This window comes from Lysinibacillus sp. Y5S-8 (assembly GCF_036894365.1).
Classification (GTDB): Bacteria; Bacillota; Bacilli; order Bacillales_A; family Planococcaceae; genus Lysinibacillus; species Lysinibacillus fusiformis_D.
The window spans coordinates 1,746,826-1,761,236 of the sequence record NZ_CP145889.1 but is presented as its reverse complement, the minus strand read 5'-3'; the positions used below and the strand labels follow the sequence as shown (position 1 = coordinate 1,761,236).

Genomic DNA, 14,411 nt, shown 5'->3' with positions numbered 1-14,411 from the left:
ACCCCTAAACAATTTTTGTCCACATATTAATCTAGTACAATTGGTAAATCCTTTATATCCTTTATCGTTTGCTCCTGGAATAAGGTAAATATCTCTTCCCAGATTTGTTCCCATTTCCTTGCTGCTTGTCGATTTTCAAAGTTTGGTAACGCGGTTAAATTCACTTGCATTAATTGTTCGATTTGCTCTGCAAACCGCTTTACTTCCTTCTCCGAGCTATCTACAAGAATACTACCAATTAAATCATAAATAGAAATTTGCGGTCTCATCTTCACAAGATCTCTATATATCTGAGATAATAAAACATTTCTTGGCCCCTCCCATAATTCATTCACTAGACTATCTCTAAACAATCTTGGAATGACTGAAAAATCTTCAATCGCCCCATGTCCACCAAAAATAGAAATAGCCAACCTTAGCTTATCTACAACTTCTTTAGAAGCATAAATTTTTTGCAATAAAATTAATTCACGCACAACGAACGCTTCAAGAGTATCAGGTTCTTGTTGTGTTTGAAGAAACGCTTGGTAAATATGAAAGGCTGAGCCTACAATACGTTTAGCGGCATATTCTAAATCCTCAAGCTGTGCTGCAGCCATTGGAAATTCATCAATGCGCCGATCAAATACTGATCTAAAGCTTGCGTATAGCTTAGCTTCTTGTGCTGCTCTCATTAAAAAAGCACCACTAGCAAATCCAATATCCAACCTTGAGCGGGTTAAAACAATACTAACAGCAAGAGCAACACCTCTATTTTGTGGGCCTACGCGATAAGCAATAGCTCCTTGATAATCGATTTCTGCTGATGGTAACTCTGCAGTACCAATTTTCCATTTCAAACGATTGATCACGTGATGATTTCTTTTCTCTTTTTCCTTATCCCCTTGAAGCCAAGTAGGTACAATAAACACCGCAATATCATCAGTGTGCTCGATGCGCGCAGTCACTACAGCATAATCGGCATGCACCGCTGAGCAGAAAAATTTATTGCCAAATAACCGATAATGATCGCCCTCAGGCTTAGCCATTAGTACATTCGCTGGAATGTTTGATCCCCCTTGAATCTCTGACATATACTGTGCACCGATGCCAAAATGTCCCTCATAGCCTTCTGTCACGTGCTCATATATACGCTTTACTTCATCAGGAACCTCCTCCTTGAAATGATCGATTAAAGCAACCAGTCCGTCTGTACATGCTAGTGGACAAGTAATACCAGCTTCTCCATTACCATGTAAAAAAAAGCGCTTAATGATCCCTTCATTTTTCAACTGTTCCTTAGAAAATAGACCCTGTCCAAATATGTCTTTCTCCATTTGTTGCATCTGGTTTGAACGAATAATGCGATCAATGCGCTCATTATATGCATTGTAATGTCTTATTTTAGGCTGATTTTCCGGACGTGCACTTTCAGCAGCTATTGCACGCCAGTCCGATGATCCTTTTTCCACAAAAGGCTCAAGTCTCGGCAGCATCTCATCCCATGTTTCATGACAAAACTGTTGCAAAACTTGTAATAAAAAAGGATTATCTAAATCATTCATAGCATCTCTTTTGTCAATAAATTCTCGAAAACTATATGTTTTTTCTCCAACATGCATCAATACATACACTCCTTTTCTAAATTTTAAGAATATTTTAACATCTTAAATTTAAAAAGTAAACAGTGTTCATTTTTGATTCTCTAGGTACGTTTTTCTATTTTAATCGTGCTATCTGATACTTCGAGCATTCTATCCACTACTTTTTCTGTTCTATCCATCAATTTATGCATTCTATCCACCTCGATGGAGCCTATCCTTCACTTTGAGCTTTCTATCCACCTCTTTTTCTGTTCTATCCTTCACTTTGCACATTCTATCCACCTCGATGGAGCCTATCCTTTACTTTAAGCTTTCTTTCCACCTTTTTTTCTATTTTATCCATCACTTTGCACGTTCTATCCACCTCTTTTTCTGTTCTATCCTTCACTTTCTACGTTCTATCCACCCACTCTAAGCGCTCTCCAAACAAAAAAACGCCCACCGAAGTGAGCGTTTCAATTTAATTATTCATTTGTGCCTTTTTCCACGTCATACGCGGTAATCCAATCACTGAAGCTACCTACATATAATTGGATGTTTTCATAGCCTTCATCTGCTAGCACTGCATATAACGGTGAGGCTGTCACGCCGCTACCACAGTAGACGACAATCTGCTCATCAGGCGTAATCTTTTGGCGTAATGCGTCATTCGCTTTTAATTGGCCGTCTGTCTTTAATTGCTCCCAATCAAAGTTTTTTGCGGTTGGAATATGGCCTGCTACCTTATCCAGTGGTTCCATTTCGCCACGGTAACGTTCAGCTGCACGTGCATCAAGCAAGGTTGCTTGTACTTCGCCGTCTACTATTGCCTTTACCGCTTGGCGTGGCGCATATAGTTCATCCTTCCAATCAAATTCTATAATCGTTGGGGGATATTTTATAATATCCTTGGTGAACGGAATTTTTGCCTCTAGCGCAGGGGCACCGCCATTGACAATCACTACATTTGGGAAACCAGCGTATGTCAGCATCCACCAGGCGCGCGGAGCGAACGGGGCTGCTCCCTGGTCGTAGACAACAATTTGATCTTCATAGCGTAAACCTAATTCTTGAAATACGGAAGTCAACTTTTCTTTGCTCGGCATCGGGTGACGGCCGTCCTTACTGTCCATATCTGATAACTGTTGTTCTAAATCAATATAAATAGCACCAGTTGCATGTCCTTCTTCAAATGCTTTTTTTCCAGCTTCTTTGTCCAGAAGATCGAAGCGAGCATCGATAAAACGGACGCCATCAAACTGTATTTCATCCACTGATTTGAATACTTTTCCCATATAAATCACCTCATGCGTATTGTAATTGTGCGTAAATTGCTTTCCAAGAAGCTAAACGGCTCTCTTCTTGTAAGGCAAGTCTTTCTGTCTCAATTTGTTCAAGCGCTTGATGATAAATATATAAACGTAATTTTTCGGCTTCCTCTGCAATAAACGTAATGGCCCATGTCATAAGAGAAACTTTCTGTGCATCTAAATAATCTTGTGCATCTGGTTTTGTTACAGCTTCCAGCGCCTCGCTCAACTTTATTTTTTCATTCTTCTCAAAGAAAGCTTTTTGATTGCGGAAGTGAGATTTTACGCTAGTATATTTTGAAATATCTGTGAATGGCCCTTCAAAATCCAGTAAATTTGGCTCTGAAGATTCAAATGTTAGGAACGAGAAGCTTCTATTCAACTCTTTCAGCTCACGTACCTCATCTTTGAAGCGTTGTTGCATTTTCTTGCTTATGAACTGTGATAAACGGAAGTTTGTGACACGCATTTCTTGTGTAAAATCAAAACGCAAGCTTTGCATCACTTCCTTCAGTGCATGCTCCAATGCTTGCTGCGCTGACATCGCAGCAAATGTCGAAGGATTATAACCTTCCTTAAAGAACTCAGGATAACGATAATAGACACGTTGGAGAACATAATACAGGAGCTCATCAAGCTCTTGCTTTGTTTCACTCTCTAGCATGCTTGTATTGAGCACGCTGAACTTCGATTGGATATGTTGTTCAAGTGTTGTTAATTCCTCTAAACGCTCATCTTTACGTTTTAAGTTTTCCTCCGTTTGTGCGATTAAATCGGCTAAACGTTGCTCTGTTTTATCGACTTCTTCTGCAAGAGCCTGTACTGCTAAGGCACTTAATTCATCATTTAAGAAGGTATGGAAGTCGCTTTCGAATGGTGGCATGCCAGATGTTAAATCGGCACCTTCTACTTTTTCTTTTAATGCTAAAAGACTTGATACCCCATACAGTCGTGGGAAACGAATGCCAAAACGTTGTAACTCTGAGCGAACATAGCCTTTTACGTCTTCCTGTTCTTCTTCTGTTGTTGCTAAATCAATGGCATTTACAATAAAGAACATTTTATCAAGTTCAAATGCATCCTTGACACGACCAAGCTGAATTAAAAACTCACGGTCAGCTTTAGCAAAGGCATGGTTATAGTACGTAATAAATAGGATGGCATCAGCATTGCGAATATATTCAAAGGCTACACCTGTATGACGAGCATTAATCGAATCTGCTCCTGGTGTATCAACAAGTGTCACACCCATGCGTGTCAATGGGCTATCGTAATAGAAATCAATATTATCAACAAAGCATGATTTGTTTTCTTGCGCCACAAATTTTTCAAATTCTTCACGGCCTACACGAATGATCGTACCAAGCTCAGATTTAAATGTTGGATAGCCTTCCTTATAGGCACGAATAAATGACTTATGAACATTTAAACGTTCATCCGTTAACTGAACGGCAAGCCCTTCATCAGCACGATTATAGGCTTCCTCCAACGAAGCTACAGACAAGCCAATTGCCGCATACGAGCCTTGAATATCCTCTAGCATTTGCTCCGCTGTTTTAAGCTGTACATCGGCCGTTTCATGTGGATGCTCTGGTGTTACTGGACGAATTTTATTGATGGCTGCTGTTGTTGGGTTCGGTGATACAGGTAACACCTTTGCTCCCATTAAGGCATTGGAGAAGGATGATTTCCCTGCACTAAATGCGCCAAACAAAGCAATCGTAAAATCTTTTTTCTGTAAACGTTCCACTTTATTTTCAAGGTAATGGGCAACTTCTGCAAAGCCTTGAACCTCTTTGACTGCATTGGCTGTATGCAGTGCGCGATTAATCACACCATCGATTGGGAGAGTCGTTGCACTGATGGCTTGCTGCGTTTCCTCTTGTTCGATGACCTGCTCTTTTGGCTTCAGCATGGACTCATCAAACAAACGAATATCGGCTAAATCTTGCTTAAATGACTGTGCCCAATTGGCTAGCTGCTGATTTGCAACTTTACGGATTTCATTGCTCGCTTGATGCATAATGCTTGCACTATATTGCTGATAGCCTTCGATTTCAAGCACTGCCTTAATTGCATCCACTTTGTCTTGCATACCCGCCATTTTTAATTTTGATGGTGCAGCCGTTTCTGTTGCCACAGCTTCAAGCGTTGTCGCTTGCGCATTTTTCCAGCTATCTGTTTCCTGAATAAAGTAGCGCTTTGTTGCCTCCGCGACACGATTGGCGAAGTTTAACACAGCATCACCTGTTAACAGGGCACCAGTTTGAACTTGCTGCTCAATCAATGAAAAAGGTAAGTCAAATACATAGGCATCAATGGCGGAGGCACGCTCTTCATTTAATGCACCTACATCTTTTAATGCTTTTTTCATAAGTCCTTTTAAATGCCCAGTAATTTGTGCATGAACGACGTTTTGATAGGCACTATATGCATCCTCTTTACGACGGTTACGCTCTTCCTCTGTTTTTTTCTTCGCTGTAAAGAGTCCCCCTACTTTAAAGCCCTCCTGCACACTTTCTAAATAAAGGCGGAGGCGATCACGTACATCAGCTGGCATGATGGCTGCATTGGCTAGTAGTTCCTTCCGTTGCTCCTCAAATGTTTCATTCCATGCCTCTACTGAGAATAATTCAACTTGACGATTTAATTTATTGTATTGCTCTAAAATATCTTGATGGTGTGCCCAGTCGTCCGCACTTAAAATTTCTTCATCAATAGTTAAACGATCCTGTCTTTCTTCCATTAAATAATTGTCATGCTCGCTTTGCAGTAAACGCAATGTATTCGTTGCCGTTTGTACAAGCTGCTCCTGCCAATCATTCATACTGTCCATCACGATTTTCTTTACGACCTCAAAATCATTATGTGGATGTTCAGGCTCTCTCAATGATGTGAAAAATACACCCTTCGGCACAACGCCCCATGCGGCAAAGGATTGATGAACCGTTGCTTTAAAGTCTTCAAAGCTCAATTCATTATCTTTATGCTTATCAATCATATTGACAATTAAATAAACGTTTGGATTGTATTTCATTAATTGCTTTGTAAATTGGAAATTCAGTTCCGACTGCACATGGTTATAATCCATTGTATAAAATACGATATCTGCAATATGGAGCGCCGATTCCGTTGACATGCGGTGTGCATCATCTGTGGAGTCTACTCCTGGCGTATCCATGACAGTAACGCCTAGTGGTAGTGTAGAGGCACTGTGCCCAATTTCGATTTGTGACACTAAATCCCCATTCTTACTAAGCTCTTTTACTGTTTTAAAATCATAGCCTGCCTCAAATTTCACAGGCTTCTCATTGTGCATATAGACAATTGCAAAATCTTCCTCTGATTTATGCACTTTTACGATATTCGCACTTGTTGGAATTGGACTAGATGCCAGTAAGTTTTCACCAGACAGCGCATTAATCATACTCGACTTCCCAGCAGAGAAATGACCCGCAAAGCCAATCACATACTCTTTTTGCTGAATTTTTCGAGCAAAAAGAGAGGTTTTATCCATGCGTTCTGTATCACCATTATGCTGATAGATTATGTATTGCAAAGAAGCTTGCTTTAATAGCTCCTCCAATTGTTGTTCAAAATCTTTCATGAAACCAGTTACCCCTTTATCGTTAATTATTCATAATTAGTATTCTACCTTATTCAACTAGCAAAGTATAACACTAATTTACGGTAAAAAGCATGCATGCCAACGTTTCTATCCTAATAAGTCCCTTCATAAAATCTTGATGATCCGAAATAATCTTCCTCAAATGATAGATGGTCAACTAGTTCTCTTGCTATTTTCTTCATATTTTATAGTAAATGTATTCGGGGCAAAGGTTATTTTTTAAGAATGGAGTGTGATCGCACATGCTGAATCCTAAGTCTCATCGAATCATAGAAAAAAGTTGTTCGTGTCACTGTGAGGATCGATTTTTCTGGCCCCGTATCAAAGCCACAAACGGTACGCCCATCGTCCCTCCTCCTATCGTACCAGAGGGCACTATTTTGCCGATTATCCATCGCTATTTTTATATCGTCACAGCCGATCTTGATCTAACAAATGGGGTCACGCTGCCAGCTACTCTCTTCTGGAATGACAATGCTGACAATATTACAGAGTTTACCCTCTTCTCGCCAAACGGTTACGTCAATCTTTATATTAATGCGGTGATGCAAGAAGGTGGCATTTACACCATAACACCAGCCACCTTAACAATCGTACCCTACAATGCCACTTTGTATCGAGGAACACCCATTATCATTGAATCGCTTGGCTTTATGACAAATTAATATCCAAGAAAGGAGGTGAATCATATGGCACTTTCCATTATTAATATTCATGTCAATGTCACAGGTACATCTACACGATTTTTTAACGTTTTAGCTGCACCACTTGCCATTACAGATGGTACTACAGTCGCTGCTACAACGTTTTTAGATGATAGCGGTACAGCGGCAACTGCATTTCCAGTAGTTACAAACGGCTACTATAATTTATATATCAATGGCGTTCTACAGGAGGGTGATGCTTATACAGTTTCTGCAACTGAAGTTACATTCAACACTGTTACAGCATCACTTTCTGCTGGTACACCAATTGTGCTTGAAGCAGTTGAATTAGTCACAACTACCTAACTAAAATAGATGCCCTAAACTCTCTTAGGGCATCTATTTTACAATTGTAGTAGCCCTCTGAGCGCTTACAATAGTCTAGCGCATGATGCCCATCTCCATGAATACATAGGGTTTAAGCAGCCACTTTTATTTTTTAGATTGCACAGACAGGCTTCACCATGAAATAAAGACCCTAAAGGGCGTAAATCGGTGGTACTTTCCATTATCAATGGTCATGTTAATGTAACAGGTACTTCTGCTCTGTCCATTGATTCACAGAAATCTAAGTCACTTGAAGAAAAATTTACAGGCAGTAGACTTCGAGCCAATACTTCTAACAAAATGAAAACTGTTCGGAAAATTGTACAAGGCAGTAGTTTGGATTCCCCTGTTAAAATAAGTAAAAAAATAAGGAAAACCGAAAGCTCCGATTCTTTGTCTATTAGGCTTGGATTGGGTCTTTTTTTTATTCCAAAATCGAAGGACACTTAATTAATACATTGTAAGTATATGAAACAAAACAATGGTGCTCAATAATGGACGAGTTTTTTTAAGTGGTATAACCATTGCTTTTTTGTCAACGATTTTAGGAAAACAGGCACCAATTGTCAACACAAATAATATGATATAAAAAAATAAGGGGTGTAAGCTGTGACTTGGTTAATCATTTTAGCTTTTACGCTTTCATCAAGTATAGACAATTTAGGTGTAGGGCTCTCTTACGGGATTCGAAAGATACATGTTCGTTTTGGGAAAAATTTATTAATAGCAATCATATGCTTTCTTATGAGTATGGGAGGCATTACGTTTGGGGTTTGGCTCTCGACTATTCTTCCAGGTATGCTTCCTGTAATCTTTGGAGCCTTATTGTTATTTATCATCGGGATTCGCATCATTCTTTTAGCTAAACCACGTAAAAATGAACCTTCAAAAGAGGTGTTACAGCCCAAAAATGGGCAAAGTATTTTTAAAAACCCTGAGGAAGCTGATTTTAATAAGTCTGATGAAATCGGCTGGGGAGAATCTATACTTCTTGGTATTGCATTATCAGCAAATGCACTTACAAATGGTGTGGGCGCTGGCCTACTCGGACTTTCACCTGTTGTCATTTCGTTAACAGCTGCAATCGGGAGCTTTATTACTGTTTGGGCAGGAGTCAAATTAGGAAGGAAGGTCGCTGATGTTCAGATTAGTTCATTTACTATAGGGCAATTTGGCACAGTAATTAGTGGTTTATTGATGTTACTGCTTGCTTTTGCAGCATTCTATTAATATTATGTTGACATTTTGTCAACATAATATTACACTCTGTACAACGGTAATTTTCCATTAGACAATTATTAAGGAACTATCAGAAGGGAGAATCGAATATGGCGGAAAATAGAGAAAGTACTACTCTAGGTTTATTGTTGAAAGAATTACTAAAAGAACGCTCATTATCCATGCGGAAGTTTAGTGAGCTTACAGGGGTCGATACAGCTACGATTTCACGGATTGTCAATAATAAACGAAAGGCAACACCTCAACATTTAGAAAAATTCGCTGAATGTCTTGGTATTCCTTTCATTAATCTTGTTGAAGCTGCAGGGTATCCTATCGAACAGAGACATGAAGAGTCGCAATCAGATATTCATACCTCTGTTGATGCAATACAGACTTTTCTTAAGGCTTCTAATGTTTATGACAATCAATTTTCAGTGCAAGATGTTGAAAAAAAATTAGACGATTATGGATTATTTGCTCAAACAGAAGAAGGAAAAAATACAATTCATAAGAGTTTTAACGAAAAGATTCAGAGTGTAGGTAGCGTTGGACCATTTATTAGCAAGTTGAAAGAGTTATATGAAAAATTTACAACAAATAAGGGTACACTATTTGAATTAACAATAATTGGAAGTACATTATTGTATTTTATTATTCCTGTGGATGTCATTCCGGATTATCTATTTCCTATTGGTTATTTGGACGATGCGATAGCTGTACAACTTACTGCAAAAGGTTTGTTAAAAAATAACTGATAGGTGGATTAATTAATTTATGAAACATAGTAAAACGAGCCGTAGATGGCTAAGAAATTCGTTTTTAGCATTTGCATTGATCATCTCAATAGGGATTGTTTATTGGATATATCAGTACAATAGTGGATTGGCTATGGCAGAAGATGATATCAATAAAGAAGATGAAGAGACTTTTGAGCCATTCAAAGGTGTAGACCCGCAATTTGGTGAGATTAATGTGCTATTGATAGGCAGTGACTCTAGAGGGGACGAAGGTAGATCTGATGCTTTAATGATTGCACACTATAATCAAACTACGAATAATGTAAAAATCGTTTCGATTATGAGAGATACGTATGTTGACATCCCAGATTACGGGATGAATAAAATAAACGCTGCATTTGCTTTTGGAGGCCCAGAACTTGTAAGGAAATCAATTAAGCAGAATTTTGATATTGATGTGAATTACTACGCTATCGTTGATTTTGAAGGATTCCCCAAAATTGTGGATCTTCTAGCACCGAATGGGATTGAAGTTGATATCCCTTATGAAATGTCATATGGAATTGGTATGACATTATTTCCTGGAGAACAAACTTTACACGGTGACCAGTTATTAGCTTATGTACGATTTCGCCACGATCGTTTAAGTGATTTCGGGCGAGTTGAACGCCAACAGGAAGTTATGACAAAGGTCAAAGAACAAATTAGCTTTCAAAGTTTAATAAATTTACCCAAAATACTTGGTGTTGCAGAGGCATATATCGATACTAATATTGACAATAAAACCATTCTTGCAATTGGGAAAGGTTTAATGGATGGGAAATCTAATGGTGTGGATACTTTACGAATTCCTGTCGCCAGTTCTTTTGACAACAAACATGTAAATGTAGGCGCAGTGCTAGATATTGATTTGGAAAAGAACAAAAGTGCATTAGAAGAGTTTTTATCATCAGAGGACAATGTACAAGTGACTAAATTAGAAGGAGTTTCATCTTAGAGAGAATATGAATATAGATTATCAACTTTTCAAACTACTAAACCAGTTTGCAGGAAAATATCCGATTTTAGATCAACTTGTCCTCTTGTTTTCAAAGTATGGGCCCATTCTATTTGGACTGGTATTTATATGGCTATGGTTTTCAAAATCCCAAAATCAGCAGGAAAATAGAAAAATAGTATTATATGCATTAACGATTGTCATTCTTACACTTGGTATAGATAAAATTATAGAAATGGTGTATTTTCGACCTCGCCCATTTGTCAATCATAGCGTAACATTATTACTCGAAAAATCAAATCTGGATCCTTCATTTCCAAGTAATCATGCTGCTGGTTCATTTGCCCTGGCATTCGCTTTGTTTTGGAAACAAAGAAAAATGGGCACTGTACTCATCCTGCTGGCCTGCTTAATGGCCATTTCAAGAATTTTTATCGGTGTGCACTACTTTCTAGATGTGTTAGCAGGCGCATGTATTGGATTAGGGGTAACTTACATAGTTATGTTACTAGGTCGTCTTTTTGAATCTACCTTGCTACGCAAGAAAATATATGCAAAGTAAGAGGTCTTTAGATTTAAAAAGTTCGCAATGGATGCGAACTTTTATATGCCCCAACCATCATTGCATAAAAAAACCTCGCTGCAATTATTGTGTTTGAAGCTGCAAACTATCTAAATAATATGGATGCCCTAAACTCTCCTTAGGGCATCCATTTTACTATTATAGTTGCTGTCTGAGCGCAGCAACTTTTTTTGCATAGTCTAGCGCACGGGGGCCATCTCCATGAATACATAGTGTTTGAGCAGCGACTTTTATTTTTTTAGATTGCACAGACAAGACTTCATTGGCCGTTAAAATACCTTTTACATGTATCAGCATTTCTTGCTCTGTTTGTATTAAGGCATTAGGCTCCTGCCTATCCACTAAAGTGCCATCATCGTTATAACGTCGATCCGAAAAAACTTCCTCATATACTTGAAGCCCTTTGCCTCTTGCAATCTCTACGATTTGGCTACCAGATAAACAATATAAAATAAGCTGTGGATTAAGATCATAGACTGCATCGACGACAGCTGACGCTTTTTCCCGATCATTTACGCATTGATTATAGAGTGCACCATGTGGCTTTATATGATGGAGCATGCCTTTTTCAATTTGAACGAAGGCTTGTAATGCACCAATTTGATAGACCATCATATCATAAATTTCTGCTGCGCTAAATGTCATGTTTCGACGACCAAATCCCTCTCGATCAGGATAACCTGGATGTGCACCAATATGAACATTTTTACGAATGGCACTGCGAACAGTTTGATGCATCAACGTATGATGCCCCGCATGATAGCCGCATGCTATATTAATGGATGTGACATAGTCCAATATTTCTTCCTCTTTTCCTGTTAGAAAAGCATCATCATATTCAGCTAAATCACAGTTAATATCTATTGGCATCCTCTTACCTCCAGTGCAAATCGTATCGTGTTAAACATACGCATTTGAGCTACTTTATGTAAATCGTCTTCATGTACCGTCGCAATAATAGGATAACCCCCTACCGTTTGGGCATCGGCCATTAAAATGATAGGATGACCGCTTGGCGGCACTTGAATGGTGCCGAACTGGGTCGCCTCTGACAAAATATCTTGCATTTCTTGCAGCTGTAAAACAGTTCCCTTTACGTAATAGCCCATGCGATTACCACCAATAAATTGAAAAGCATTTTGTAAAAAATGGCGTTGACTCTCTTCCTTAAATAAATGAAAATGAGGGCCTTTCAGCACTCTAACTGAAATAGCACGATCAAAAGTTGGACGATATGGCGCATAAAGACCTCGATTATAATGGAATGGCGCTGAGTCTTGCCCATACAAAATGCTACCTTTTGTGATGTTTGTTCCTAGTTGACCAAGTGACAGGTTTGAGCGACTACCAAGCTTAACTTGTGAAGTAAACCCTCCCAGAGGTGTCAAATAAACAATCGCTCCTTGATTCACATGTTTAATCACCAACTGATCGCCATTCATTAAGTGGAATGTTTTCCACATCTCTATCGGTGTATTATTGACCAAGCATGTACAATGTCCACCTGTTAATACATAGACTCCATCAGCCAATGCCTCAAATTCAAAGCCACCCACAAACATTTCAAAGGAAGTTTGGTCATGAGGATTTTCTAAGATTAGCTGGGCTGCTTGAAACGATACTTTGTCCATCGGTCCAGATAACGGAATACCAAATGCCCGATAGCCAAATCTACCTTGGTCCTGTAGGCTACCATAGACACCTTGTTTAGTGACGAGCAGAAGTGGCTTCAATCGCTACACTCCTTTGCTTTTCATTTCCCAAAACTGTTGTTTAGTTATTTCATAAAATTGAACTTCATCCCCAAGTGCCAATAAAAATGGCTCTTGGCGATCAACATTAAATAAATCTAGAGGGGTTTTCCCGATAATATTCCAGCCACCTGGTGACTCAACAGGGTAGATGCCTGTTTGCCTACCGCCTATACCAACAGAACTAGCTGAAACAGTAGCTCGTGGCTTCTTTAAGCGTGGTACACACAACTTAGCATCCAATTCACCTAAATAAGGAAAACCTGGTAAAAAGCCCATAACATAAACATAATAGCTTTTCGATAAGTGTAATGTTTTAAAGTCTTCAAATGATAAACCTGTATAGTTCATGACTCGCTGCTTATCTAAGGCAAATTCCTCATCATAGCAAACGGGTATTCTTAAAATTTTCTTCGTTCCTTCTGCCATTGTTGTGAGAGTTTGCATCTCTAGCCAATGCCCTCTCAATGAATCAACATCAAGAGGCTGTTTGACATAGGCTGTAACGGTATGATAGCTTGCAACACTTTCGACGAGATTATGCTGTAACTGCTGTTTCAGAAACCGATTAAATGCTTGGACTGCCTGAAAGTTGGCGTGGGAGATTTCCTCCTTGAATGCAAAGCGAATAGTATGTTGGCTAATCCACATCGCATGAGGAAATTCAATGATTGGTTGCACGTATGCTCTCCTCAATACAAAGCTTTACCGCAGCTATTAAATCTCGGATATGCCAGCCAGGAATTTTGCCATGTTGGATGGCCAGGTCAAATGATGCTGGAATATGAATAAAGCCAGCACGAACCCCTTCGTGTTGCTGTGCATAAACAAGTCCTTCATACATAATATTATTGCATAAGTACGTACCTGCAGTATTTGAAATTTCTGCTGGATACCCCGCTGCCTGTAAGCAATTCACCATATTGCGAATCGGTAAATTCGTTAAATAAGCATCCGCTCCATCCTTATCAATGCTTTCATCGACCGGCGTGTAGCCATTATTATCAGGCTCGCCATCTTTCACATTAATGGCAATGCGCTCTGGCGTTATTTTAAAACGCCCTCCTGCTAATCCTAAAGAAATAATAATTTGTGGCTTTACTTCCTCTATATACTGCTTTAATTGTTCCGCCGATTGCTGAAAATCTACAGAGAGAATTCTTCCAACAATGCGATAGTCTCCTATTGTTTCTCCATCTAAATTTTCGACAATTTGCATCGTTGGATTTATTTTATAATGAAGAAATGGCTCAAACCCTGTTACTAATAGTTTTGTCATGTTAGTCACCTGATTTCTTTATGTATAACCCTAAAGGATTGGCTTTATTTTACAACAATTTTCTGAAAAAATAAATATTTCTCTTCATTTGGGCAAGTAAAAAGAGTATGAAGTGCTGATGCTCCATACTCTTTTGGCTGTAATTATTTCAAATGTGCAGTCGCCTGTTTCATGACGTATTTCCCAACACCAATATAGATCACTACAGCTGCTCCAATCAATACGAATGTCATTGCTAACCGCTCCTTTTCATATAAATTATGTATTTTTTTATTAGGCTTTCAGACCATTGCATTGAATTTGAAAATCATT

13 protein-coding genes are annotated in these 14,411 nt (G+C 38.9%); 6 read left to right on the top strand and 7 right to left on the bottom strand.

The window, feature by feature from the left end; all coding sequences use genetic code 11:
* Nucleotides 1-26: 26 nt before the first annotated feature.
* The 3 genes from V6670_RS08270 to V6670_RS08260 form a co-directional block, all read right to left on the bottom strand.
* Nucleotides 27-1,601 carry an acyl-CoA dehydrogenase family protein gene (locus V6670_RS08270; RefSeq protein ID WP_338654544.1) on the bottom strand — a complete coding sequence of 525 codons (1,575 nt, stop codon included), beginning with the start codon at nt 1,599-1,601 and terminating at the stop codon, nt 27-29.
* A gap of 446 nt (nt 1,602-2,047) precedes the next feature.
* On the bottom strand, nt 2,048-2,857 hold the full coding sequence (locus tag V6670_RS08265; RefSeq protein ID WP_141902984.1) for a sulfurtransferase: 810 nt from the start codon (nt 2,855-2,857) through the stop codon (nt 2,048-2,050).
* Nucleotides 2,858-2,867: 10 nt separating this feature from the next.
* Complete coding sequence (locus V6670_RS08260) at nt 2,868-6,479, bottom strand: dynamin family protein (RefSeq protein ID WP_338653559.1); 3,612 nt, start codon at nt 6,477-6,479, stop codon at nt 2,868-2,870.
* 401 nt (nt 6,480-6,880) lie between these two features.
* On the opposite strand from V6670_RS08260, the gene V6670_RS08255 reads away from it, so the two are divergent.
* The 6 genes from V6670_RS08255 (at nt 6,881) to V6670_RS08230 (ending at nt 11,048) form a co-directional block, all read left to right on the top strand.
* On the top strand, nt 6,881-7,165 hold the full coding sequence (locus tag V6670_RS08255; RefSeq protein ID WP_338653558.1) for a DUF4183 domain-containing protein: 285 nt from the start codon (nt 6,881-6,883) through the stop codon (nt 7,163-7,165).
* Nucleotides 7,166-7,189: 24 nt separating this feature from the next.
* Entirely contained in the window at nt 7,190-7,510 is a 321-nt protein-coding gene (locus V6670_RS08250; protein ID WP_036118284.1) for a DUF4183 domain-containing protein, read from the top strand.
* 630 nt (nt 7,511-8,140) lie between these two features.
* Nucleotides 8,141-8,761, top strand: a complete 621-nt coding sequence (gene ytaF / locus V6670_RS08245) for a sporulation membrane protein YtaF (RefSeq protein ID WP_338653557.1) — start codon at nt 8,141-8,143, stop codon at nt 8,759-8,761.
* Nucleotides 8,762-8,859: 98 nt separating this feature from the next.
* Nucleotides 8,860-9,507: a helix-turn-helix domain-containing protein gene (locus V6670_RS08240; RefSeq protein ID WP_141902980.1), complete on the top strand. Its 648-nt coding sequence runs from the start codon at nt 8,860-8,862 to the stop codon at nt 9,505-9,507.
* 19 nt (nt 9,508-9,526) lie between these two features.
* Nucleotides 9,527-10,486: an LCP family protein gene (locus V6670_RS08235; protein WP_338653553.1), complete on the top strand. Its 960-nt coding sequence runs from the start codon at nt 9,527-9,529 to the stop codon at nt 10,484-10,486.
* 7 nt (nt 10,487-10,493) lie between these two features.
* Entirely contained in the window at nt 10,494-11,048 is a 555-nt protein-coding gene (locus V6670_RS08230; RefSeq protein WP_338653552.1) for a phosphatase PAP2 family protein, read from the top strand.
* A 159-nt stretch (nt 11,049-11,207) separates the two neighbouring features.
* Here the strand turns inward: V6670_RS08230 and V6670_RS08225 are convergent, their stop codons facing one another.
* Genes V6670_RS08225 through pcp form a run of 4 tightly spaced genes read right to left on the bottom strand, consistent with a single transcriptional unit; the run spans nt 11,208 to nt 14,099 of the window.
* On the bottom strand, nt 11,208-11,939 hold the full coding sequence (locus V6670_RS08225; RefSeq protein WP_338653551.1) for a 5-oxoprolinase subunit PxpA: 732 nt from the start codon (nt 11,937-11,939) through the stop codon (nt 11,208-11,210).
* A complete protein-coding gene (locus tag V6670_RS08220; RefSeq protein ID WP_338653549.1) occupies nt 11,930-12,802 on the bottom strand; it encodes a biotin-dependent carboxyltransferase family protein in 873 nt (290 codons plus the stop codon). Before V6670_RS08220 ends, V6670_RS08225 begins: the two co-directional genes overlap by 10 nt.
* Before the next feature lie 3 nt (nt 12,803-12,805).
* Complete coding sequence (gene pxpB / locus V6670_RS08215) at nt 12,806-13,501, bottom strand: 5-oxoprolinase subunit PxpB (RefSeq protein ID WP_141902975.1); 696 nt, start codon at nt 13,499-13,501, stop codon at nt 12,806-12,808.
* Nucleotides 13,485-14,099: a pyroglutamyl-peptidase I gene (pcp, locus tag V6670_RS08210; protein ID WP_141902974.1), complete on the bottom strand. Its 615-nt coding sequence runs from the start codon at nt 14,097-14,099 to the stop codon at nt 13,485-13,487. Before pcp ends, pxpB begins: the two co-directional genes overlap by 17 nt.
* Nucleotides 14,100-14,411 lie beyond the last annotated feature (312 nt).

Excerpts from the sequence above, each read along its gene's own strand:
- V6670_RS08270 (WP_338654544.1), bottom strand. The coding sequence starts at position 1,601 with ATGCATGTTGGAGAAAAAACATATAGTTTTCGAGAATTTATTGACAAA.
- V6670_RS08265 (WP_141902984.1), bottom strand. The coding sequence starts at position 2,857 with ATGGGAAAAGTATTCAAATCAGTGGATGAAATACAGTTTGATGGCGTC.
- V6670_RS08260 (WP_338653559.1), bottom strand. The coding sequence starts at position 6,479 with ATGAAAGATTTTGAACAACAATTGGAGGAGCTATTAAAGCAAGCTTCT.
- V6670_RS08250 (WP_036118284.1), top strand. The coding sequence starts at position 7,190 with ATGGCACTTTCCATTATTAATATTCATGTCAATGTCACAGGTACATCT.
- V6670_RS08240 (WP_141902980.1), top strand. The coding sequence starts at position 8,860 with ATGGCGGAAAATAGAGAAAGTACTACTCTAGGTTTATTGTTGAAAGAA.
- V6670_RS08235 (WP_338653553.1), top strand. The coding sequence starts at position 9,527 with ATGAAACATAGTAAAACGAGCCGTAGATGGCTAAGAAATTCGTTTTTA.
- V6670_RS08230 (WP_338653552.1), top strand. The coding sequence starts at position 10,494 with ATGAATATAGATTATCAACTTTTCAAACTACTAAACCAGTTTGCAGGA.
- V6670_RS08225 (WP_338653551.1), bottom strand. The coding sequence starts at position 11,939 with ATGCCAATAGATATTAACTGTGATTTAGCTGAATATGATGATGCTTTT.
- pcp (WP_141902974.1), bottom strand. The coding sequence starts at position 14,099 with ATGACAAAACTATTAGTAACAGGGTTTGAGCCATTTCTTCATTATAAA.